The organism is Vallitalea pronyensis, from assembly GCF_018141445.1.
GTDB lineage: Bacteria > Bacillota > Clostridia > Lachnospirales > Vallitaleaceae > Vallitalea > Vallitalea pronyensis.
On record NZ_CP058649.1, the window covers coordinates 2,768,392 to 2,790,149 of the forward strand.

Genomic DNA, 21,758 nt, shown 5'->3' on the forward strand with positions numbered 1-21,758 from the left:
TACCATTGATAGAAAGAGTAAATATGTTATAATAAACATGCATTTACAGAACAAGTTAAATAGGGGAAGAATAAGTAATAAAATAAATCAATAAAGGGTGGTGAAAAAGTATGGAATACAACCATATTAATAGACAAGCTGTCAAGTCATGGATTATTGCAAGAACCATTTTTTTAGTTGTCTTTAATGCTGTCTATTTCGTAGGTGTCTATGGGTTTCTCAAACCAATTATACATAACGCTAATGTCATGTATTTCATCAATGGGTTAACAGGTATTATGGTGGTTTATATCCTTGCGTACACATTTGTTTTTCCAATTATTGAGTACAAGGAGTGGCGTTATAAAATACATGAAGACAAGATTGAGTTCATTCATGGTATTTTTGTGAGGAAAAAAGTCATTATACCCATCTCAAGAATTCAATTTTTAGATATTATTTGTGGACCTATTAATCGAAAATTTGGTTTATCTTCTATTAAATTAAATACTGCTGGAGGTTTACATGTAATACCAGCTCTAACCAATCAAGAGGCAGAAGGTATATCCGTTAAGCTAACCAAAATAATAGAAACGAGTGAGACACATGCATAAGCAAAGGAATCATCCATTATATATCGTAAAAAAACTTGTCGATAGCATTGGTAAGCAAATCATAACCATTGTCATTATGTATACTGTATTAAGCAATAAAATAGGGTTTATCCCTACGACATTACTGATTATTGGCAGTATTGCAGCTTTTAGTTTATATCATGTATTGCAGTGGTCCAAGACCATATATGCCTTTAAGGAACATGTCATCATTTACCAAAAAGGTATCTTATCCGTTAAGACAAGAGAGATTCCATTGGATAAAATCAATACCATTGATATCTCTCAAGGGATATTTGAACGTTTATTTAATCTATCCAGAGTTAAAATTGATACAGAGAGCGCCAAAACACTTGAGAGTGAAATGTCACTGCTGTTAACAAAAGAAAAAGCCTTGGAAATGCGAGAAAAGCTTTTAAAGCATAAACAGGTGTCCCCTGATCAAGAAGATGAAAACACAAAAGAAGGTCACTTTCATTTAAGTTTTAAGCATTTAATATTGTATTCATTCATATCCAGTTCTATTTTTCAAAGCTTTGTCATCATTTGGGCTTTGTATAATTTTCTGGATGATATTGAAAGCCTTACAAGCTTTAATGGTTTAAAGTATATTACACAGATACAATTTAGTGTGTACATCGTTGTGTTAAGTCTATTAGGTATTTTTATGATGGGATTGGTGTTGTCACTTATAAAGAATTGTTTGAAATATTCTCTATTTCATGTGTATACCGAGGATGGTAAGCTCCATATTAGTCATGGTTTGATTCATAAGAAGAATTACAGCTTTGATATACATAAAGTAAAAGGTGTGCATATTCGGCAAAAGTTACCCATGCAATTAACCAAACGTTGTTCCATAGAGATTGAGAGTATGGGTTATGGCGATGAAGCTGGTGAAAGAGCGATTTTATTTCCATTTTGCACCATCAAGGAAAGTCAAAAGATCATTCGTGATTTGTTGCCTGAATTTCAATTCCAACAGGAAGTGGATAAGGCATTTCCTATGGTATACGCCAGGTTTATTTTAAAAAAATTAGTCGTTACTGTTTTGATAGCTAGTGTAGTGAGTTATTATGTGCCCTACGGTTTCTTAAGTTTTATTCTGGTGCTTGTAGCTTGGTTAGTTGGACACATGCAATATCATAATACGGCTATTGCTATGTCAGATACCTTAGTTTATATGTCGTATAATGGTTTCTCCAAAAAACAGTCCATTCTAAAAATTAATGCCATACAGTCCATGAAAATGTCAACCACTTTTTTTCAAAAGAGGAAAAGTATATGTAATTACACCATTAACATCTGGGGAAAAGTCGTAGGGAAGAATATAACGGTTAAAAATATAAGCAATCGGTTATTTGATAACTATGCACATAAGCTTTGATAAATTCACCTTGATTTTCTAAAGACGTTATGTTATGATACGATTAATTCCATATCATGAAAGATATGATGAAAAGGAGTAGTAGATGAAAAAAGGGTTAAAGAGAGCTGTTGGTTGGTGAGAAACAGTACCTGATTTTATTGAACTCGCCTTGGAGTATCCTAGCTGAAATAAAGAGTAGGTTAGGACGGTTAGCTTACGTTATAAGTGAAGAGTGTATTTTGATAAGCCAATGACCTAATCCATAAGCCATCTGTAGCGTGTTTATTCAAAATAAAGTAGAGTGGTACCGCGAAAATAGACGTCTCTATGCATCTTGCATAGAGGCTTTTTTAATTCAATTTAATGACTTGATGTATTACATGAGTCATGGACGAGCAAAAGGAGGAAGAAAGGATGAGCGTTGTTTATAATCACAAACAAATAGAAACAAAATGGCGCGATATTTGGAAAGACAATCCAGTCAATAAAAATGAGGAAGGCAAAGAGAAGTATTACTGTCTTGATATGTTTCCTTATCCATCAGGTAGTGGGTTACATGTAGGACACTGGAGAGGTTATGTACTCAGTGATGTTTGGAGCCGTTATAAGGTACTTCAAGGCTATTATGTGCTTCACCCAATGGGATGGGATGCATTTGGACTTCCAGCTGAGAACTATGCCATTAAGATGGGGGTTCATCCAGCAAAAGCTACAGCTGAAAATGTACAAAATTTCAAGCGTCAGCTTAATGAAATTAGTGCCATCTACGATTGGACAAAAGAGGTCAACACAACGGACCCTAACTACTATAAATGGACCCAATGGATATTTGTTAAAATGTTTAAGGAAGGATTGGCTTATGAAAAAGAGATGCCCATAAACTGGTGTCCAGATTGTAAGACCGGTCTAGCTAATGAAGAAGTGGTGAATGGTGCTTGTGAACGTTGTGGTTCAGAAGTGACCAAGAAAAATCTACGTCAATGGATGTTAAAGATTACTGCTTATGCAGAACGTCTACTTCAAGATTTGCAAACCCTTGATTGGCCGGCCAAGGTCAAGAAAATGCAAAGTGATTGGATTGGTAAGTCTTATGGGGCAGAGATTGATTTTAAGGTTGAGGGGATCGATGAACAATTAAAAGTATTTACAACCAGACCAGATACACTGTATGGATCAACATTTATGGTGCTTGCACCAGAACATGCCATGGTTAGTCAGTTAACATCGGATGCTCAGCGAGAAGAAGTAGAAAAATATGTATTTGATACATCCATGAAGTCTTCAGTAGATCGGCTTCAAGAAAAAGAAAAAACAGGTGTATTCACAGGCAGTTATGCCATTAACCCGTTAAATGGGGCTAAAACGCCTATTTGGATTTCAGATTACGTATTAGCTGATTATGGTACAGGCGCTATTATGTGTGTACCAGCCCACGATGACCGTGACTTTGCATTTGCTAAAAAATTTGATCTTCCTATTATTCAGGTTATTGCAGAAGATGGTCATGAAATAGAAGATTTACAAGAAGCTTATACGTCTGAAGGTGTGATGATTAATTCTGACGTATTCAACGGTATGAAATCAACAGAGTCAAAAGAAGCCATTGCCAACTATCTAGAAGAACATGAAATCGGTAAAAAGACGGAGAACTACAAATTACGTGATTGGGTATTCTCCAGACAACGGTATTGGGGCGAACCTATTCCAATTGTACATTGTGATACATGTGGAGCAGTTGCCGTACCAGAAGAACAGCTACCTATAACCCTACCAGATGTAGAGTCCTATGAACCCACAGGTACAGGGGAATCGCCACTTGCGGATATTCACGAATGGGTAAACACCACATGTCCAACATGTGGAGGACATGCAAAACGAGAAACCAACACCATGCCTCAATGGGCAGGTTCTTCTTGGTATTTCTTAAGGTATGTTGATCCTGATAACAAGGATGCTATCGTATCAAAAGAGAAGGCAAAAGAATGGTTACCAGTGGATATGTATGTTGGCGGTATTGAACATGCGGTGCTTCACTTGTTATATGCTAGGTTCTATACAAAATTCTTGTATGACATTGGTGTTGTTGAATTTGAAGAACCCTTTAAGCGTTTATTTAATCAAGGTATGATTTGTAAAAATGGTGCTAAGATGAGTAAATCAAAAGGTAACGTTGTATCACCGGATGATCTAGTGGATAAGTATGGTTGTGACTCACTGAGACTATATGAGTTATTTGTAGGACCACCAGAATTGGATTCAGAGTGGGATGATCGTGGTATTGATGGTGTGTACCGTTTTATTAACCGGGTATGGCACTTAGTTACGGAAAACCAAGGGAAGGACGTCACGGTTACAAAAGAATTGGAGAAAGTACGTCATCAACTTACCTATGAAGTGACCCACAGATTGAATAGTTTCCATCTTAATACAGTGGTAAGTGCTTTTATGGAATATACGAATAAACTCATGGATATCTCTAGAAAGAAAGACGGTATTGATCAACAGACCTTAGAGACACTTATTACATTGCTTGCACCATTTGTTCCTCACATTGCTGAAGAATTATGGCATATGCTAGGTCATGAAACATCTGTCTTTACCAATGGATGGCCAACATATGATGAGGAAAAAATGAAAGAAGATGAAGTAGAGATGCCTGTTCAAATCAATGGAAAAGTAAGGGCAACCATTACAATTGGTGTTGGCGAAGCCAAAGACAGTGTCATGGAAAAAGCCAGAACAGCTATTGAGAATAAACTAGATGGTAAAAACATCGTTAAAGAAATCTATGTACCTCATAAAATCATCAATATTGTTGTCAAGTAATCCATAAAACAAGGGGCTGTTTTCAGCCCCTTTTTTTGTCATACTAAGTTATCGCTACATCATTTCCATCATTGTTACAACCATATCTAATTTATTCCGATCGGATTCAGATAAATTGTTTTTCATGGAGTCAATAATGAGAGACGATTCCTTTTTGGTGAATTGCAACCCCTTTTGTTTCATTTGAACACCATATGAAAAGAGCACTTGCACTTTTTGCTCCATGGATTTGTCAGTCATATCATTGAGCATATCGACCATTAATTTTAATTTTTGTGGACTAATATTCTGGAATGCTTCGTCATTTAAAATATGAGACTTTTCGCTCATTATATACACCCTTTCTCTCAGAATTATTTATTTATGATAATCAATCAAGGAATGGCTAAATATACGTTAATCTTATATCTAAACATATCCTAAGGTATTCTAAAATAAGTATGTAGAGTTTGGGTTAATTTTGCATCAAGTGCTTAAGTTGTTGAATTAACTCTTCTCGATTAAGATTGTCATCTTGAGGAGATACATGTGGTTGATTACTTTGTGAACCTCCTTGCTGGTGAGGTTCTTGATACATGGGGGCAGGGTTTTTAAGAGCTGCCAACATACCTTGCATATTCAGAATGATATCAAGCTGTTGTTTAAGTTTATCTGGACAATAGGCGCGTAATGCGTATAACATATCACGCTTAGAGGTGTTACTTTTTTGTATATCTGATATGGCATGCAGATTGTTTTGACCGTATAATGTCATGGTTTTTTTTAGCTCTAGATATTTAATGATAATAGCTAGATTTTTTTGTTTGTTTACATCCAAATATGGAAGGGAAGCTTTAATCATATTCATTTGCTGGTTACTCACAAGGTGATCAAGCTCAATATGTGGGTTTGTCTGGGGTGTTGGATTACCCGGTGCACTTGATAATAACTTTACAAGATTTAGCATATTATTCATGTTTCCTATATCAAAATTAGAACCATTATTCATGCTATAATGCCTCCTAAATTGGTTATCTATAATATTCTATGTGAAAGGTACACATTAATTTCCAATTACTTTTAAAAACTTATATAGACATGATAGGGATACATTGCCTAGTGTCATTTTGCTGCACATTGTTACCAATGATTATAAGAAGGCATATATTAGAATAAAGAGTATTTCAGGAGTATAAGATGAACGACAAAAATGACGCCGATTACTCAAAGAAAAGCAAACCAGTATTGAGTATGGATAATTATATGCAAAGCATAAAAGAGGCTATCTATCAAGTGACACAAGAAAAGTTAATGAATAACCTCTCCATGACAATTCAGGCTTATAAGGGTGCATCAAAGGATAGTTTAAAGGATACCATGCATCTGCTTCAGGCCATGAAACCTTTTGTTCATCAACAAGTAGCTGATAACATTGATCAATTGTCTACTATCTTTGGTGATATGCAAGGCTTACAATTGTTTGCGAACCATCATGTAGAAGATGACACAATGGAAGGTGACATTTCCCCCAGAGACAATCCAAAAAAAATAGTAGACCGACAAGGTGATCTCATTATTGATGATAATACGGTTTATGAAATCGATGAGAAATGTGAACCTCAAATTACATCTCAGAGCATGTCTCAAAATAAAGGAAATATATATGCCATGTTGTTATTACTACTGGGTTCAACAAGACAGGATAATGACGACTAAAGGGAAAAAGCAAGAAGTGGCCTTAAGTGAACGTCTAATTATGTAAAAAAGAGATAAGCCACTTACCTTGCTTATACAAAAGGCTAAAGGGCATCAGTTCCTAGAACAGCTCTAATAGCCGCCTTCACCACCCATAAGAAGAAGTAGAAGGATTAAAAACATACCATTGTCACCAAATCCACCCATGCCGCCTGAGCTTCCACCATAACTACCATTATTAAATAATAGTAAAAGTAATAATAACATGAACATATTATTATTTCCTGGAGTAGCTCCACCGCCTAGGTAGCCATTAGCTGTTACATCACTCATGATTAACCTCCATAGTTTCTTTCTTAATATTTTATGTGATAAGGCTTGTTTTCTATGATTGTTTTGTAATAAATCTTTGGATTTTATCTTGAAAACAGCGAATTCTTGATTATGACAGTCTAATTATCATATACCTAATGGTCTATGAATAAAATATAATAGTTCAGAAGAAGCAGGTGAATCATGAAGAATAAATGGATGTTTCTTTTACCCTTTTTATTAAAAAAGAATTTGACATGGGATGGTGAGTGTCCTACACATAAAGCTGATATTCATAACACTGAGGGGAGAAATCGTGATGCTAACATGAATGATAAGAAAAATGTTAACGTAAATGATAAGAAAAAAAATGGGAATAAAAAGGTTCAAGTGATTGTTAATTGCAGTGAAGAAAAGGGCTATGAAAGTGCACTAAAAAAAATTGGTCATGTGAAATACCACTTACCCATGATCAATGCCTACGTTGTAGAATTACCTGAGAATTATGTGGGACAGTTAACAGGTATAGAAGGTGTGCAAAAAGTTGAACATGATGCGCTCATTACGGCACAGATGGATGTTGCAAGAGAAACCATTAACAGTTCGTGGGCAGATGATAGAGGCGTAACGGGACATGGCATTGGTATTGCTATACTCGATACAGGCGTATATCCTCATAAAGACCTTGTCACTAAGCGGAATAAAATTATTGCATTTAAAGACTTTGTAAGCAATATAAGGTATCCCTATGATGATAATGGACATGGGACCCATGTAGCGGGTATTATTGCTGGTGATGGTGAAGAAAGCAATGGCAAGTACAAAGGTATTGCTATGGATAGTAATATAATCGGTGTGAAGGTATTAAACAATGAAGGCTCAGGAAATATATCGGATGTTTTAGCAGGGATACAATGGGTTCTTGACCAAAAGAAACGTTTTAACATTAAGATACTTAATTTGTCAGTTGGGATGAAAGACGTAGAGGGTGAAAAGTCTGCTTTGGTAAGAGGTGTGAATGCTGCATGGGATAATGGTTTGATTGTAGTAGCCGCTGCTGGCAATAATGGACCTGATAGTTGTACCATTACCACACCAGGTATTAGTCGTAAAGTCATCACAGTTGGTTCCTCTGACGATGGGGAAACCGTTAAGATTATGGAAGATTTGATATCTGATTATTCGGGTAGAGGACCTACAAAAGAGTGCATTAAAAAACCCGATGTGGTAGCTCCCGGTGCTAATATTATTGCATGCAGCACAGACAAGGCCTATAAGCCTACCGATAAGTATTATCCAGGTAAGAAAGTAGGTTATACCAAGAAGAGCGGAACATCCATGGCAACCCCTATGGTAAGTGGTTGTATTGCATTATTATTGAGCAGACATCCCAACCTAACAGGAAAAGATGTTAAACTGAAATTAAAAGATTCTACACATGATTTAGGATTCTCTCAGGCTCATCAGGGCTGGGGACTTATTGATGTGAAAAAATTATTAGAGTAGATAACACATCTGAACCATGATTGTATCATGAGTAATGAAAAGGTATGGGTTTATATAGTATAAGGGAATGATGACATTCCCCTATACTATTTCCACTCGGTATCTTCATACCTTTTGTATGCATTTCATGGATGTTTATGATGAGACAAAAAAAGTCCCAAAGGCTGGACCTTTAGGACAAGTTCTATTTTTCTATGAACGGGGACAAATAGGGATTAGTAGTTACCGCCCATTCCGCCATACATCATCATGAAAATTAACAAGAAGAAGAATAATCCATTTTCAGCGAAAGCTCCCTTACCACAGCCACCGCCATCATTAAACATTAACAAAAAGAAAAATAGGAAAAACAAATTATTAGAATTACCTTGCATAGTTGGCCTCCTTTCAGAATTAAACTGTAAATACGTTACGCTAGGACATTACATATAGACTTGATACCGTTTCGCACCACATGTTGCTGTGCCTAATGGGATATGCTAGCATGCAGTGCGTCAATCAAGTGCTTCATGCAATCCCTATATTGGCTAAGGAAAATAGAAATATTATTTTCCTAAAACACCTTCTATATGGTCTAATGCCACATTCTAAAGGTGTTTTCGTAAGTATAGTATAGTTTATGAGAAAAGGAGAAAAAGTGTGTTTAATTATTTTCTTGTAAAGGATTAAATATTTCAAGGAACTGATTGAGCAATTCGGTGTCAAAAGAAAATGCGTCGTCATCGACTATTAGCATTGCCATGAGAAACAGCAAGAAGAAATCTTGTTCTTGATCGTCTCTATTGGTTTTAGCAGGTTTACTAAAGGGCTCTTTAATATCGGTTAACGCAAAATGTCGTTGTGGATTCACAATCACCTTAGCTCACGCCTTTCAAACAAGTTCGAATTATTTCTCTATGATAAAGTATGATAGAAATAAGTGTAATATGCCTTGTTAGGGGATAAAACTTCTTCTCATAATGTCAACAAACCTTTTAGATATAGGCTATTGACAAGCATAGTATAATCGTATACAATTATACTATTATTGAATATATATAAAATGTGATGCATATATATGGTTGATGTACAATGTGACTTTTAAATAGTACAGCAGTAATAAGCTAAACCATTATTATCACAATTATATAGATAGGAGGATGTACACATTGGGCTACAATTTGACATGGAAAATAATTAAAGAACATTTGGTTGAAGGTGACATGATTCCGGGTGCTGAAATCGGCATACGAATAGATCAGACGTTAACACAAGATTCAACAGGAACAATGGCTTATTTGCAATTAGAAGCCATGGAAATTGATCGGGTTAAAACCAAAAAATCAGTGGCATATATTGATCATAACATGCTGCAGCAAGGTTTTGAAAATGCAGACGATCATAAGTACATACAAACAGTTGCTCACAAACATGGTGTTTATTTTTCTAGACCAGGAAATGGCATCTGTCATCAAGTGCATCTAGAGCGATTTGGTGTACCTGGCGAAACACTCTTAGGGTCAGATAGCCATACCCCAACAGGTGGTGGCATCGGTATGCTGGCTATAGGGGCAGGTGGATTAGATGTTGCAGTAGCCATGGGAGGCGGTACCTATTACATTACCATGCCTAAGGTGGTTAACGTTAAGTTAACAGGGAAGCTTAGACCTTTTGTAACGGCTAAAGACATTATATTAGAAGTATTAAGGGTCATGTCTGTTAAAGGCGGCGTTGGAAAAGTGATTGAATATACGGGTGAAGGGGTAGCGACACTCAGTGTACCAGAAAGAGCAACCATTACAAACATGGGGGCTGAACTTGGAGCGACAACCTCCGTATTCCAAAGTGATGATGTGACAAAAGCTTTCTTAGAAGCTCAAGACCGTGTAGACCAATGGCAACCGCTACAAGCAGATGAGGATGCTGCATACGATGAGTCCATTGAAATTGATTTGAGTCAGTTAGAACCCCTTGTGGCGCAGCCACATAGCCCAGATAATGTTGAGAAGGTATCCAATGTTAAAGACTTAAAGGTTCATCAAGTTTGTATTGGAAGTTGTACCAATAGTTCTTACTTAGATATGATGAAAGTTGCTAAGATTTTAAAAGGTAATGTGGTACATCCGGATGTAAGTCTTGTGATAGCACCCGGTTCAAAACAAGTGCTAAACATGCTGGCAGCCAATGGTGCATTAGCAGATATGATTGCAGCAGGAGCTAGAATTCTAGAGTCCGGATGTGGACCATGTATTGGCATGGGTCAGGCACCTGCAACAGATGCTGTAACCCTCAGAACATTTAATCGAAACTTTAAAGGACGTTGTGGGACGGGTTCAGCAGGTGCATACCTGTTAAGTCCAGAAACAGCAGCTGTAAGTGCTTTAACAGGTAAGCTAACGAATCCAATGACATGTGAAGCAGATATTGATGTGGTGATGCCTGAGAAATTCTTCATTAACGACAACATGGTTGTGGCACCAGCAGAAGATGGTAGTCAAGTGGAGGTAGTAAAAGGTCCTAACATTAAACCTTTCCCACTTAATGAAGCTTTACAAGATCATGTAGCCGGCAAGGTATTGATTGTGGTGGAAGATAACATCACAACGGACCATATTATGCCTTCCAATGCAAAGTTATTACCCTTTAGATCCAACATTCCACATCTAGCTAATTTCTGTTTGACACCTTGTGATGAAGATTTTCCATCACGAGCTAAAGAAAATAAAGGTGGGTTTATTCTTGGCGGGGATAACTATGGTCAAGGGTCAAGCCGTGAGCATGCTGCCTTAGTACCATTATATTTAGGCGTAAAAGCTGTACTTACAAAAAGTTTTGCAAGGATACATAAGGCCAATCTAGTCAATTCAGGGATTCTGCCTCTTACTTTTGAGAACAGCGGTGATTATGACCATATAAGCCTGGATGATGAATTAGTAATGGATCATCTTTTGGAACAAGTAAAAACGGGAAAAGTTAAAGTGTTGAACAAAACCAAAGATGTGACCTATGATATGTCAATTGATTTATCGGATAAAGAATTAAAGATCATCCTTGAAGGTGGAAAAATTAACTTCATAAAAAATGCTTAATAAACGGAGTCACAAGGATAAATAAAAGCACAATAGAATAAATGATAGAAAGGAATAGATAACATGGATTATATAAGTAGATTTGAAGCGCTTCTACAAGAACAAAAAGAACGTGTGAAAAAGATGAAGGAGCAAGGGGATTTCGTTAAGTATGATGAACTGGATACAATCATTATCGGTGTTGTTGGAGGCGATGGTATTGGTCCAGCAATTACCAATCAGGCTCAGCGTATACTAGCGTATCTCTTATCGGATGAAGTCAACAAAGGTAAAGTGACGTTCAAAGTCATAGATGGATTAACCATAGAAAACCGTGCAGAAGCAGGTAAAGCCATTCCTGATGATGTCCTTGAAGAATTAAAAGCCTGTCACGTTATCTTAAAAGGACCTACCACAACACCAAGAAAAGGTGATCAATGGCCAAACATTGAAAGTGCTAATGTAGCTATGCGTAAAGAACTTGATTTGTTTGCTAACGTAAGACCTGTTAAAGTGCCAGAACAAGGGATTGATTGGACCTTTTTCCGTGAAAATACGGAAGGTGCCTACGTATTAGGCAGCCAAGGTATGAACATCGATGACGATATTGCTATTGATTTTAAAGTTATTACAACAGGTGGTGCAGAGCGTATTGCAAGAGCCGCTTTTGAATTTGCTAAGAACAATGGTAAGAAAAAAGTAACCGTTGTAACAAAAGCCAACGTGGTAAAAACAACGGATGGGAAATTCTTAGAGGTTTGTAAAGCTGTTGGAGAAGAATACGAAGGTATTGAAGTAGACGACTGGTACATTGATATCATGACAGCGAAATTAGTGGATGAAAAACGTCGAACAGGATTTGAAGTCATGGTATTACCTAACCTTTATGGGGATATTTTAACAGATGAAGCAGCAGAGTTCCAAGGTGGTGTAGGCACAGCAGGTAGCGCTAATATTGGTAAACAATATGCTATGTTTGAAGCTATCCACGGCTCAGCACCAAGAATGGTGGATGAAGGACGGGATATCTATGCAGACCCATCCAGTATCATTCGTGCAGGCGGTATGTTACTTAACCATATAGGGTATGGTAAGAAAGCAGATCAATTGTTCAAAGCCCTTGAAATCTGTGCTGCGGAGAAGAAATATGTACTTACAGGAAGAGACACAGGAGCAACCAGTGAAGAATATGCAAATTATTTGATGAAAACAATTGAAAAATTGTAGAGAAAATGTATAATATATATGTTACAAAAAAACATACCCATTTCCTGTAAAATTACATATGTTATACAAAAGATTGTTAATATTTTGCTTTACAACAATGTAAAATTATAATATATTAAAAGGGAACAGTGTAATATATATAGCATGCACATTATAAATGACATGTGTATCCTATAGATTAAGAGGAGGCACATCTGTGAGCGAGTATAACCTTCAAGAGGAAGTAACGGATAAATACTCATTACGAGGTAGGGTTTTTAATAAGATACGTGAAGATATTTTAAAAGGTCGCTACAAGCATAATGAACCTTTAAAAGAAACACAGATTTCCAGAGAATTAGGCGTTAGCCGTACACCTGTTAGAGAAGCTATTCGACAGTTAGAACTTGAAGGTTTAGTAACCATCATCCCTAACAAGGGAGCTGTTGTAGCAGGAATTGATGCGAAAGATATACAGGATATATATGAAATTAGGTCTTTGATAGAAGGGCTGTCTGCAAAATGGGCTACCTGTAATATTAATGAAGAACAATTAGAATTATTAGAGGAGATTGTTTATCTATCGGAATTTCATTATAAAAAAGGTCATATTGATCAATTGTACGAGTTAGATACCAAATTCCACGAAGTGTTATACCAAGCTTCTAGGAGCAAAATACTAAGGCATGTCTTATCGGATTTTCATCACTATGTACAACGGATACGTCGAGCATCTATTTCATCAGATGAAAGAGCTAAGAAGTCCGTTGAAGAGCATAAGGCCATTGTCGAAGCCATTAAGCTTCGTGATGAGAAGCGTGTAGAGGAATTAACCAATCTGCATGTAAAAAATACCCTTAAGAATGTATTGGATCATAAATTAATGGATATTATTGATGATAGAAAAAACTAAGTCCCTAGGGGCTTAGTTTTTTTGAGGAGAAAGCCATATGCCTCCTATTGCTTTTTAATGGTTCAGATGATAGAATTGGTGTTGTTAATATACGTGATAAATGGTCTGAAAGTAGGGATACAAGTGGAAATAGAGATTGTTTTTCTTGAAAAGATGGATTATGCAAAGGTGCTGCACATGCAAGAAAAGATACGTGAAGATGTCATGGAAGAACGGAGACAAAACACCCTATTATTGGTGGAGCATCCTCCTGTCTATACAATAGGCAGAAATGGTAATGAAGCCAATATTCTTTTACCTTCAGAAAAATTAATGGAAAAGGGTATCGATGTACACCCCATTAAAAGAGGCGGCGATGTGACTTACCACGGACCGGGGCAAATTGTCGGGTACCCTATTGTTCATCTAAGAAACCTGAGAAAAGGTGTAAAAGATTATGTCTACGGTCTTCAAGACTTATTTATTCAATTGCTAAGGGATAGTTATGGTATAACTGCTCATAAAGATATAGGTAAGTACACAGGTGTCTGGGTTCATGATAAAAAAATAACAGCAATAGGTATTGAAATTAAAAGATGGGTTACCATGCATGGCTTTGCATTCAATGTGAATACAGACCTTAACTATTTTAAACATATTATTCCTTGTGGGATTCATGATAAGGCGGTAACATCACTCCATGCCTTAACAGGTGAAAAACAAAATATGGAACACCTGTTTAAACAAGTAGCTGCATATTTTTGTGAGGTATTTCAAGTAACACCAATATATGGAGATTATAAAGAATGGGGAATGGATAACAGATGAAAAGAAAGCCCGAATGGATTAGAGCAAAATTATATTCAGCACATGAAGGTATGGAAGTGGAAAAACTTCTTAAAAAGTTAAATCTTAATACCGTATGTACCGAGGCAAAATGTCCCAACATTGGTGAGTGTTATAATAGAAAAACGGCTACGTTTATGATACTTGGACAAGTGTGTACCCGTAATTGCCGATTTTGCAATGTCACCAAAGGTGAGACACAACCTGTAGATACTTCTGAACCTGAAAACATAGCAAAAGCAGTTCAAAAACTGGGGTTAAGACACGTTGTGATTACATCTGTTACACGAGATGATTTATGGGATAATGGATCGTCTCATTTTGCAAATGTGATTACACACATTAAAGCATATAACAAAGATACCATTGTGGAAGTACTGATACCGGATTTTAAAGGGAATGTGGATGATTTGAAAAGGGTTATAGCTGCTAAGCCGGATATTATTAATCATAACATAGAAACGGTTCCACGGTTGTATGCTGCTGTTCGGCCCATGGCAGCATATAAACGATCTCTTCAACTTATTGACCATATTAAGACATATGCCAATGGTATTTTAAGTAAGTCAGGGATGATGGTTGGCCTTTCTGAAAAGGAAGAAGAAGTGTTGCAAGTCATGGATGATTTACGCTCAGTTAATTGTGATATGATGACCATTGGACAGTATTTAGCACCATCACTCAAACATTACCCAGTCCATGAGTATATTGAACCAGTAGTATTTGAAAAATATAAAAACATAGGTCTTGAAAAGGGCTTCAAATATGTAGCTTCAGGCCCCTTGGTAAGAAGTTCATACTTTGCTGATCAAGCATTTGATCACATAATACGATAACCGGGTTTATTCAATACGCATGACTTGGTAAGCCATGAAGTCCCATGGTGTTATAGCAAAATAAAAGCCACATCTATACATGACCCATAGGATGTACAGATGTGACTTTCATAGGCTTCTCAGGAGCATATGGGCTAAATAAAAGATGTATTAATAATCTAAACAACGATAATATCGTCTAATGTCAAGTGGATGTCTTCGTTTATGTTCAAGATGAACAGATATTCTTTGGCAAATAGCTCGCATAACAAATGGGGATAGTAATCCTCTATATTTTTCATTAATTTTATCCATGGCGTAATCTTTCGTATCAAAAACCGTTACATTTGCACTGACTTTTTCCACAAAGTTATGCACACGGTCCATGATAGAACGCGCATTATCTTCACCTTTAAATAATATAACACATGTATCCCGATCAATTACTTCTAATGTGCCATGAAAGAAATCAGCACCGGATACGAATTTCGTACGCATCCACTGCATTTCTTCTAAAATGCACATGGCATAGCAATAAGCCCATCCTTCTAGATTTCCAGAACCTATGAAGTATTGTATAGGCGCATCTTTGTACTTTTCTGCATAATCTTCACATCCCAGGTCAGCATGTTTTTGAACGTTTAAAAGGGTGGAAGGCAGATGTTGTATTTCCTGCATCAAGTCATGATAATCGCCAAATTCACCATGGTGATACATAAACCTGAGTGCCACGCTAAGCCAAAAATAATAGGGTCCGCTATTGCCATGAATGACATGATCTACTTTTTTACATAAGATGGATTCTGAGTTGCCAATATACCCTATAACTTTTGCTCCAAGTGTATGTACATAATCGACAGCCTTTACTATTTCAGGAGTATCCCCTGATTTAGATTCAATAATAACAATGGTTTTATCAGTAAGGTGATAATTTCCTAAAGCTATTAAATCAGCAGCATTTTCAACATGAAGATTCAGTGTAGACTGACATTTCACAATGCTTTCCGCTTGTTTTGCATAGGCAAAAGTGCCGCCAATACCTACAAAAAATAGATTACCATAACCCTCTTGGCAGATATGATCAACCAACTGTTCCACTTTTTTAATAATATCTAAACCACTTTGCTCTGTCTCTAAAACCACTTTTTCATTAAAGTTAAACACAAAAACTACCTCCTTTGATGAAAATAAAGATATAATTGTCATGTAACAGATTATATTGTATCATAATGTTATAATACAAACAAGACTTTTAATAATGATCGTTCTTTAGTGAAAGGAGATAACATGAAAGAAATATATCTCGATTACCATATACACAGCAGTATGTCACCTGATACAGATGTATCCATGGAAGAAATGTGTCAGTCAGCTATCCATAAGGGATTCAAAGAAATTGCATTCACAGATCACTTTGAATTTTATACAACAGATAAAGAGGGGAGGACCTTTAATGAAGCTTATTTAGATACCTATTTTGAGACGTTAGGTCAATGCAGAGAGAAGTTTAAGAACCAGCTCATCATTAGAAGAGGCATTGAATTGGGACAACAACATGTACAATTACAACGATCCAATACGTTATTAAGCTTATATGCATTTGATTATGTACTTGCTTCAGTTCATAAAATTAATGATGTGGACCTTAGTCAGGTTGTGTATCATGATGACAACATAGACCACTATTGCAAAAGGTATCTAGAACAACTCTATACCCTTGTTGATAAAGGTGATTTTGATGTTCTGGCTCACTTGGATTTAATTAAGAGGTATGCAGCAAGACAGCATGTACAAGTGGATCTTATACACTATAAATTGGAATTAGCCCAGATATTTGAACGATTAATTCAAAGAGGTAAAGGATTAGAAATTAATACATCTACCTTACGAAGAGGATTGGATGAGCCTTTTCCTTCCATGGCTATACTTAAAATGTATAAAGGGATGGGTGGTGAGATCATAACAGTTGGTTCAGATGCACATGACCCTGAAGATATTGGTGGAGATTTCCACATGATTCTAGACATGCTTGCTGCTGTAGGCTTGAAGCGTCTATACCATTATGATAATAGAAAAGGTATGCGTGTCCAGTTGTAATGGATTCGTTATAATATGTATTTGTTTTTTTAAATGAATATGATATACTAATGATAACACATAAGCATAAATGATATAAGAAAAGGTGATAGCTATGAATAAAGCACCACTTGATAAAAACTCCAGTGTGCCTTTATACCGACAGTTGATTGAAACCATTAAAGAAGATATTACGGCGAATGTTTTAAAACCTGGGGATCAGATTCTTACAGAGATAGAACTGAGTGATAAGTACGAAGTGAGTAGAATTACTGTAAGAAAAGCTATTAGTGAGTTGGTAGAAGAAGGGTATCTTGTTAAACAACAAGGCGTTGGTACTTTTGTAGCTGAAGTTAAGCTGGTAAGAAATATGAACAAGTTTATGGGCTTTAGTATGTCATGTGAAATATTAGGAAAAAAACCTTCTGCTACTTTATTATTTGCTGGATTAGTTGATGCTACTGATAGAGATAGAAGAGAATTAAGGCTGGATAATAGTGTCACAAAAGTATTATCCATTAAGCGTATAAGGTACTGTGATGGCGAAGCTGTGATGGTTGAAGATTCACATTTTACAACGGATTATTCCTTTCTCTTAACAAATAATCTAGAAGGCTCACTCTATAAATTACTGAATGAACATCATATTGTTCCTTCAGAAAGTTGTACAGAACTGGATGTTTGCTTTGCAACAGATGAAGAAGCTGAGTTATTGCATATAGAAGGTGCTACACCTTTATTATTAACAAGAAGCGTTTGTTACGATAAAACAGGGAATATCATACATAATACCCGACAAGTAGTGAATCCAAAAAAATTCAAAATGATTATTTATAAATAAATGAACAATGGTATAAATAGACTATATAATGGTTGCCAGTGTTTTATCATTTCTATTTATATAAATCTTGACCAATGCTTAAAAAGAACAAACATTATAATACATGACAATACAATACATACATGATATGTTATACAACATTAATATATAAAAAAAATAATATAAAAAAGAACATATATTTACAATGCATTATAGGTATATGTTCTTTTTTATATGCAATTTAATGATTATATATAATATTTGCGTTTTTTATAGAGAGATAAAATGCAATTATTAAGACTTAAAATTGGACATATTGCACATTATAAAAAAATATTTATTGTTAAACATAACTAAAAAATCATGGTTTATTAACTTCTTATTGCAATTCATATTATAACGTAATATAATAAATGCATAAACATACAACACTTAAGGGGGCGTAATGGTGATACGAGTTCTTGGATTAGGCGATAATGTTGTGGACAAATACATTGATTCAAAAATCATGTACCCTGGGGGTAATGCTTTGAATTTTGCAGTTTATGCAAATATGATTGGCATTAAAGCTTCTTATCTAGGCATATTTGGTGATGATGAAGCAGGCAGTCATGTGTATCAAACAACAAAAGCATTGGGTATAACAGTAGACCACTGTCGTTATGATAAAGGTGAAAATGGTTATGCAAAGGTGACATTAGAAGATGGTGATCGTGTATTTGTTGGATCAAATAAAGGCGGCGTATCCGCTAAGCATCCAATGGTATTAAGTGATGTGGATCTTGCTTATATCAGTGAATTTGATATTGTGCATACCAGTTGTTTTAGCTATATAGAAAAAGAACTTGGTAAGCTAAGAAAATTTGGTAAGTTTATATCCATGGATTTCTCCAATCGTTATACAAGAGAATACTTACAAGCATGCTGTCAACACATTGACTGTGCCAGTATTTCATGTAGTGACATGAAAGATCATGATATTATTCAATTGATGAAAGACATGATGGCCTATGGTTGTAAGGAAATGGTTATTGCTACAAGAGGTTCAAGAGGCGCTTTGGTATGTGTTGGTGATACATTCTATGAACAATCACCATGTTTGATTGAAGCAACAGATACGATGGGGGCAGGCGATTCATTCATAACAGCTTTTTTGACAGGTTACATAAGTGATATGAAACACGGGGTTAACTTTCGTAAGGAATCAGGTGACAAAGGTATTACAAACATAGAAGATTACCGAGATCTTGTCATTAAAGCGAATCTATATCGAGCAGCAATATTTTCATCCAAAGTATGTACATGTAATGGGGCATTCGGTTTTGGTAAACGTTATAAAGAATGAAAGTGATTAATAAAACTAAAATGATTTCTCTTAGAGAAAAAGATGTGTTTACTTTCAAAGAGAGATTTACATAAATCATTTAATCATTTTGAAACATGAGCAAAAACTTTATAATTATGGGAGGTAATAGCATGATGAAAAAAATGGGAAAAAGGTTGATTGCGGTATGGATGTTAGGCGTTATGCTGGTATCATTTACAGCATGTAGTAAGACAAATGATCCTGAAGATGAACAGGATGGTAAAGAAGTCCATGTTGAACAAGACAAGGGAAAAGCGGAGAAGAAAGTTATTAAATTGTTTCACAGATTTCCAGATGAGCCTTTTAATTCGTTTATTGAAGAAACGGTCGCACAATATGAAGCAGATAATCCTGATATTGATATTGTTGTGACCAGTGCACAAAATAAACCTTATAAAGAAAAAATAAAAGTGGTTGTTGGCAGTAATGATTGTCCAGATGTATTTTTTAGCTGGTCAGGTGAATTCTCCGAGCGATTTCTTCGAGAAGGATTAATCATGGATCTTTCTGAAGCTTATAATAAGGATACAGAATGGCAGAACTCACTGCTTGCATCACAGGTGAATGAATACCGTAGTGGAGACGTTTTGTATGGTATACCTTTTAGACTAGATGCTAAGATGATGTTCTATAATATTGATATGTTTAACGACTATAATCTTGAAATTCCAAAAACTTGGGATCAGTTTATTGAAGTGTGCCAAACCCTTAAGGATAAAGGTATTACACCTATAGCTTATGGTAATCAAAATCAATGGCCTTCTTCTCACTACATAGGAAGTATTAATCAGATGGTGGTTAATAATGAAACACGATTAAAAGATTTAGACCCAACAACAGGGGAGTTTACCGACCCTAACTATGTGAAAGCATTAGAATATTATCAACAGCTTATACCTTATTTTAATGACTCCGTAAATGGATTACCACATGATATGGCGAGAAATAACTTTGCACATAGCAAAGCAGCTATGCTTTTTGCTGAATTGGTTGAGATTCCTTATTTAGCTGATGAAAATGCAGACTTGAATTATGGTATGTTTGGTTTTCCACTTATTCCAGGTGAGGGCGACCCTACCCTTTTGACAGGTTCACCAGAAGGGTTTGTCATTTCTTCTAAAACAAAATACCCTGAAGAAAGTATTGCATTCTTAAAATATTTTACAGGACCAGAAGTGGGTAAAAAAGAAGTGCAACAAGTAGGTTGGTTCAATGCTGGCATTGGTATTGTTGAAGGGCTGGTTGACCAAAAACTCTTAGAAGCTTATGAAGTCATTAAAAATGCCGATAAAATGGCTGGCTGGTTTGACGCTTCATTATATTCTACTGTTGCAAATGAATATTTAACAGCAATTTCTGACTTAACCAATGGTGACGTCACACCAGAAGAGGCCATGAAAAAGATACAAAAAGTAGCAAAAGAAGCACAGAAAACGTCTCAAGAATAGTAAATCATGGATAAACAACAAGTAAGGTGCTCTAATGCTTATATAGATGCACCTTTCTAATACAGGGAGGTGGTGGACAGCATGCTGAAAAGGAAAAAGATAGTTCCCTATTATTATATTTTGCCAGGATTATTGATGATTTTATTTTTTGTATATGTGCCTGTCATATCCAATTTTGTGTATAGTTTTTTCCGCTTATCTTCCTATTCTTCCGGAAAGGTATTTGTAGGATTCGATAATTATATAAAGCTGTTTACAAGCGATACGTTTTTTATCATGATTAAAAATAACACGTTGTATGCGGTTATTTCATTAATTGTACAAGTTGGATTTGGTACCATCATTGCTTTATTCATAGAAAGTAAACTTACAGGTAGATTGAGGAATGTCTACAGAAACATATACTTCATACCTGCTCTTATATCGTTAACAGCTGTCGGTTTGCTATTTAATTTTGTGTATTCTCCTGAAGTTGGACTTCTTAATTCTGCACTGAGGGCCATGGGACTTCAGAACCTTACACAAGCTTGGTTAGGTAATTCTAAAACAGCTATTTTTAGCATTATTGCCATGAGTCAATGGCAGTTTACAGGTTACATAACCTTACTCATGGTTGTCGCCATACAGAATGTACCAAAAGACTATATTGAAGCAGCAGCTATTGATGGTGCAGGGCCTATAAGAAAAGCTTTTAGCATTATGATTCCACTTGTTAAAGAACAATTATTAGTCTGTTCTATCATCACCATTATCGGTGCATTTAAGTTGTTTACAGAAGTCTATGCGACCACCAGTGGAGGGCCAGGCAACAGTTCACAAGTTTTAGGCGTATATTTATATCAAAACGCATTTTTACATGACAAAATGGGCCTCGCAGCCGCAACAGGAGTTTTGATCTTTGTAATAACCGTTACGATTTCAATCATACAAATCGTGGTCACAAAATCTGGCAAAGTATAGGA

General features: G+C 35.9%; 21 protein-coding genes and 1 other annotated feature. Of the genes, 15 read left to right on the forward strand and 6 right to left on the reverse strand.

What is annotated here, in order from left to right; translation table 11 throughout:
- Nucleotides 1–110 precede the first annotated feature (110 nt).
- The 3 genes from HZI73_RS11420 (at nt 111) to leuS (ending at nt 4,788) form a co-directional block, all read left to right on the forward strand.
- The gene (locus HZI73_RS11420) at nt 111–593 is read left to right on the forward strand and encodes a PH domain-containing protein (RefSeq protein WP_212698354.1); all 483 of its coding nucleotides are present in this window, start codon (nt 111–113) and stop codon (nt 591–593) included.
- Complete coding sequence (locus tag HZI73_RS11425; protein WP_212698355.1) at nt 586–1,980, forward strand: PH domain-containing protein; 1,395 nt, start codon at nt 586–588, stop codon at nt 1,978–1,980. Before HZI73_RS11420 ends, HZI73_RS11425 begins: the two co-directional genes overlap by 8 nt.
- A 59-nt stretch (nt 1,981–2,039) precedes the next feature.
- Nucleotides 2,040–2,292: a binding site (T-box leader), on the forward strand.
- Between the two features lie 84 nt (nt 2,293–2,376).
- Entirely contained in the window at nt 2,377–4,788 is a 2,412-nt protein-coding gene (gene leuS / locus HZI73_RS11430) for a leucine--tRNA ligase (RefSeq protein WP_212698356.1), read from the forward strand.
- A gap of 54 nt (nt 4,789–4,842) precedes the next feature.
- On the opposite strand, the gene HZI73_RS11435 is transcribed toward leuS, so the two are convergent.
- Nucleotides 4,843–5,118, reverse strand: a complete 276-nt coding sequence (locus HZI73_RS11435; protein WP_212698357.1) for a hypothetical protein — start codon at nt 5,116–5,118, stop codon at nt 4,843–4,845.
- A 124-nt stretch (nt 5,119–5,242) separates the two neighbouring features.
- Nucleotides 5,243–5,776, reverse strand: coding sequence for a hypothetical protein (locus HZI73_RS11440; protein WP_212698358.1), 534 nt, complete (start codon nt 5,774–5,776; stop codon nt 5,243–5,245).
- Between the two features lie 188 nt (nt 5,777–5,964).
- Between HZI73_RS11440 and HZI73_RS11445 the strand changes: the two genes are divergently transcribed.
- The gene (locus HZI73_RS11445; RefSeq protein WP_212698359.1) at nt 5,965–6,483 is read left to right on the forward strand and encodes a hypothetical protein; all 519 of its coding nucleotides are present in this window, start codon (nt 5,965–5,967) and stop codon (nt 6,481–6,483) included.
- A 111-nt stretch (nt 6,484–6,594) separates the two neighbouring features.
- On the opposite strand, the gene HZI73_RS11450 is transcribed toward HZI73_RS11445, so the two are convergent.
- The gene (locus tag HZI73_RS11450; protein ID WP_212698360.1) at nt 6,595–6,795 is read right to left on the reverse strand and encodes a hypothetical protein; all 201 of its coding nucleotides are present in this window, start codon (nt 6,793–6,795) and stop codon (nt 6,595–6,597) included.
- 552 nt (nt 6,796–7,347) lie between these two features.
- On the opposite strand from HZI73_RS11450, the gene HZI73_RS11455 reads away from it, so the two are divergent.
- Nucleotides 7,348–8,280 carry a S8 family peptidase gene (locus HZI73_RS11455; RefSeq protein ID WP_212698770.1) on the forward strand — a complete coding sequence of 311 codons (933 nt, stop codon included), beginning with the start codon at nt 7,348–7,350 and terminating at the stop codon, nt 8,278–8,280.
- 215 nt (nt 8,281–8,495) lie between these two features.
- Here HZI73_RS11455 and HZI73_RS11460 read toward each other — a convergent pair whose 3' ends face one another.
- Both HZI73_RS11460 and HZI73_RS11465 read right to left on the reverse strand, forming a co-directional pair.
- Nucleotides 8,496–8,654 (reverse strand): hypothetical protein, encoded by a 159-nt coding sequence (locus HZI73_RS11460; protein WP_212698361.1) that lies wholly within the window; start codon nt 8,652–8,654, stop codon nt 8,496–8,498.
- Between the two features lie 269 nt (nt 8,655–8,923).
- Nucleotides 8,924–9,130 carry a hypothetical protein gene (locus HZI73_RS11465; protein ID WP_212698362.1) on the reverse strand — a complete coding sequence of 69 codons (207 nt, stop codon included), beginning with the start codon at nt 9,128–9,130 and terminating at the stop codon, nt 8,924–8,926.
- A gap of 298 nt (nt 9,131–9,428) precedes the next feature.
- Between HZI73_RS11465 and HZI73_RS11470 the strand changes: the two genes are divergently transcribed.
- The 5 genes from HZI73_RS11470 to lipA all read left to right on the forward strand — a co-directional run bounded on the left by HZI73_RS11470 (nt 9,429) and on the right by lipA (nt 15,107).
- The gene (locus HZI73_RS11470; RefSeq protein WP_212698363.1) at nt 9,429–11,348 is read left to right on the forward strand and encodes an aconitate hydratase; all 1,920 of its coding nucleotides are present in this window, start codon (nt 9,429–9,431) and stop codon (nt 11,346–11,348) included.
- A gap of 63 nt (nt 11,349–11,411) precedes the next feature.
- On the forward strand, nt 11,412–12,554 hold the full coding sequence (locus HZI73_RS11475) for an isocitrate/isopropylmalate family dehydrogenase (protein ID WP_212698364.1): 1,143 nt from the start codon (nt 11,412–11,414) through the stop codon (nt 12,552–12,554).
- Between the two features lie 196 nt (nt 12,555–12,750).
- On the forward strand, nt 12,751–13,446 hold the full coding sequence (locus tag HZI73_RS11480) for a GntR family transcriptional regulator (protein ID WP_246552466.1): 696 nt from the start codon (nt 12,751–12,753) through the stop codon (nt 13,444–13,446).
- Nucleotides 13,447–13,503: 57 nt separating this feature from the next.
- Entirely contained in the window at nt 13,504–14,253 is a 750-nt protein-coding gene (gene lipB / locus HZI73_RS11485; protein ID WP_246552468.1) for a lipoyl(octanoyl) transferase LipB, read from the forward strand.
- The gene (gene lipA, locus HZI73_RS11490; protein WP_212698366.1) at nt 14,250–15,107 is read left to right on the forward strand and encodes a lipoyl synthase; all 858 of its coding nucleotides are present in this window, start codon (nt 14,250–14,252) and stop codon (nt 15,105–15,107) included. Before lipB ends, lipA begins: the two co-directional genes overlap by 4 nt.
- Before the next feature lie 150 nt (nt 15,108–15,257).
- Here the strand turns inward: lipA and HZI73_RS11495 are convergent, their stop codons facing one another.
- Nucleotides 15,258–16,250 carry an SIS domain-containing protein gene (locus HZI73_RS11495; protein ID WP_212698367.1) on the reverse strand — a complete coding sequence of 331 codons (993 nt, stop codon included), beginning with the start codon at nt 16,248–16,250 and terminating at the stop codon, nt 15,258–15,260.
- A 123-nt stretch (nt 16,251–16,373) separates the two neighbouring features.
- Here HZI73_RS11495 and HZI73_RS11500 point away from each other — a divergent pair, with 123 nt between their 5' ends.
- From HZI73_RS11500 to HZI73_RS11520, 5 genes are all read left to right on the forward strand, one after another.
- Nucleotides 16,374–17,183 (forward strand): histidinol-phosphatase HisJ family protein, encoded by an 810-nt coding sequence (locus HZI73_RS11500; RefSeq protein ID WP_212698368.1) that lies wholly within the window; start codon nt 16,374–16,376, stop codon nt 17,181–17,183.
- A 94-nt stretch (nt 17,184–17,277) separates the two neighbouring features.
- Nucleotides 17,278–18,003 carry a GntR family transcriptional regulator gene (locus HZI73_RS11505; protein WP_212698369.1) on the forward strand — a complete coding sequence of 242 codons (726 nt, stop codon included), beginning with the start codon at nt 17,278–17,280 and terminating at the stop codon, nt 18,001–18,003.
- Between the two features lie 424 nt (nt 18,004–18,427).
- A complete protein-coding gene (locus HZI73_RS11510; RefSeq protein WP_246552471.1) occupies nt 18,428–19,327 on the forward strand; it encodes a PfkB family carbohydrate kinase in 900 nt (299 codons plus the stop codon).
- A 131-nt stretch (nt 19,328–19,458) separates the two neighbouring features.
- Nucleotides 19,459–20,796 (forward strand): ABC transporter substrate-binding protein, encoded by a 1,338-nt coding sequence (locus HZI73_RS11515; RefSeq protein WP_246552473.1) that lies wholly within the window; start codon nt 19,459–19,461, stop codon nt 20,794–20,796.
- Between the two features lie 81 nt (nt 20,797–20,877).
- Complete coding sequence (locus tag HZI73_RS11520) at nt 20,878–21,756, forward strand: carbohydrate ABC transporter permease (protein WP_246552475.1); 879 nt, start codon at nt 20,878–20,880, stop codon at nt 21,754–21,756.
- Nucleotides 21,757–21,758: the final 2 nt, after the last annotated feature.

Bases quoted from the DNA above. Each gene is read 5' to 3' on its own strand.
- HZI73_RS11420 (WP_212698354.1), top strand. From the start codon at position 111: ATGGAATACAACCATATTAATAGACAAGCTGTCAAGTCATGGATTATT.
- HZI73_RS11425 (WP_212698355.1), top strand. From the start codon at position 586: ATGCATAAGCAAAGGAATCATCCATTATATATCGTAAAAAAACTTGTC.
- leuS (WP_212698356.1), top strand. From the start codon at position 2,377: ATGAGCGTTGTTTATAATCACAAACAAATAGAAACAAAATGGCGCGAT.
- HZI73_RS11435 (WP_212698357.1), bottom strand. From the start codon at position 5,118: ATGAGCGAAAAGTCTCATATTTTAAATGACGAAGCATTCCAGAATATT.
- HZI73_RS11440 (WP_212698358.1), bottom strand. From the start codon at position 5,776: ATGAATAATGGTTCTAATTTTGATATAGGAAACATGAATAATATGCTA.
- HZI73_RS11445 (WP_212698359.1), top strand. From the start codon at position 5,965: ATGAACGACAAAAATGACGCCGATTACTCAAAGAAAAGCAAACCAGTA.
- HZI73_RS11450 (WP_212698360.1), bottom strand. From the start codon at position 6,795: ATGAGTGATGTAACAGCTAATGGCTACCTAGGCGGTGGAGCTACTCCA.
- HZI73_RS11455 (WP_212698770.1), top strand. From the start codon at position 7,348: ATGGATGTTGCAAGAGAAACCATTAACAGTTCGTGGGCAGATGATAGA.
- HZI73_RS11460 (WP_212698361.1), bottom strand. From the start codon at position 8,654: ATGCAAGGTAATTCTAATAATTTGTTTTTCCTATTTTTCTTTTTGTTA.
- HZI73_RS11475 (WP_212698364.1), top strand. From the start codon at position 11,412: ATGGATTATATAAGTAGATTTGAAGCGCTTCTACAAGAACAAAAAGAA.
- lipB (WP_246552468.1), top strand. From the start codon at position 13,504: ATGGTTCAGATGATAGAATTGGTGTTGTTAATATACGTGATAAATGGT.
- lipA (WP_212698366.1), top strand. From the start codon at position 14,250: ATGAAAAGAAAGCCCGAATGGATTAGAGCAAAATTATATTCAGCACAT.
- HZI73_RS11500 (WP_212698368.1), top strand. From the start codon at position 16,374: ATGAAAGAAATATATCTCGATTACCATATACACAGCAGTATGTCACCT.
- HZI73_RS11505 (WP_212698369.1), top strand. From the start codon at position 17,278: ATGAATAAAGCACCACTTGATAAAAACTCCAGTGTGCCTTTATACCGA.
- HZI73_RS11510 (WP_246552471.1), top strand. From the start codon at position 18,428: ATGGTGATACGAGTTCTTGGATTAGGCGATAATGTTGTGGACAAATAC.
- HZI73_RS11515 (WP_246552473.1), top strand. From the start codon at position 19,459: ATGATGAAAAAAATGGGAAAAAGGTTGATTGCGGTATGGATGTTAGGC.
- HZI73_RS11520 (WP_246552475.1), top strand. From the start codon at position 20,878: ATGCTGAAAAGGAAAAAGATAGTTCCCTATTATTATATTTTGCCAGGA.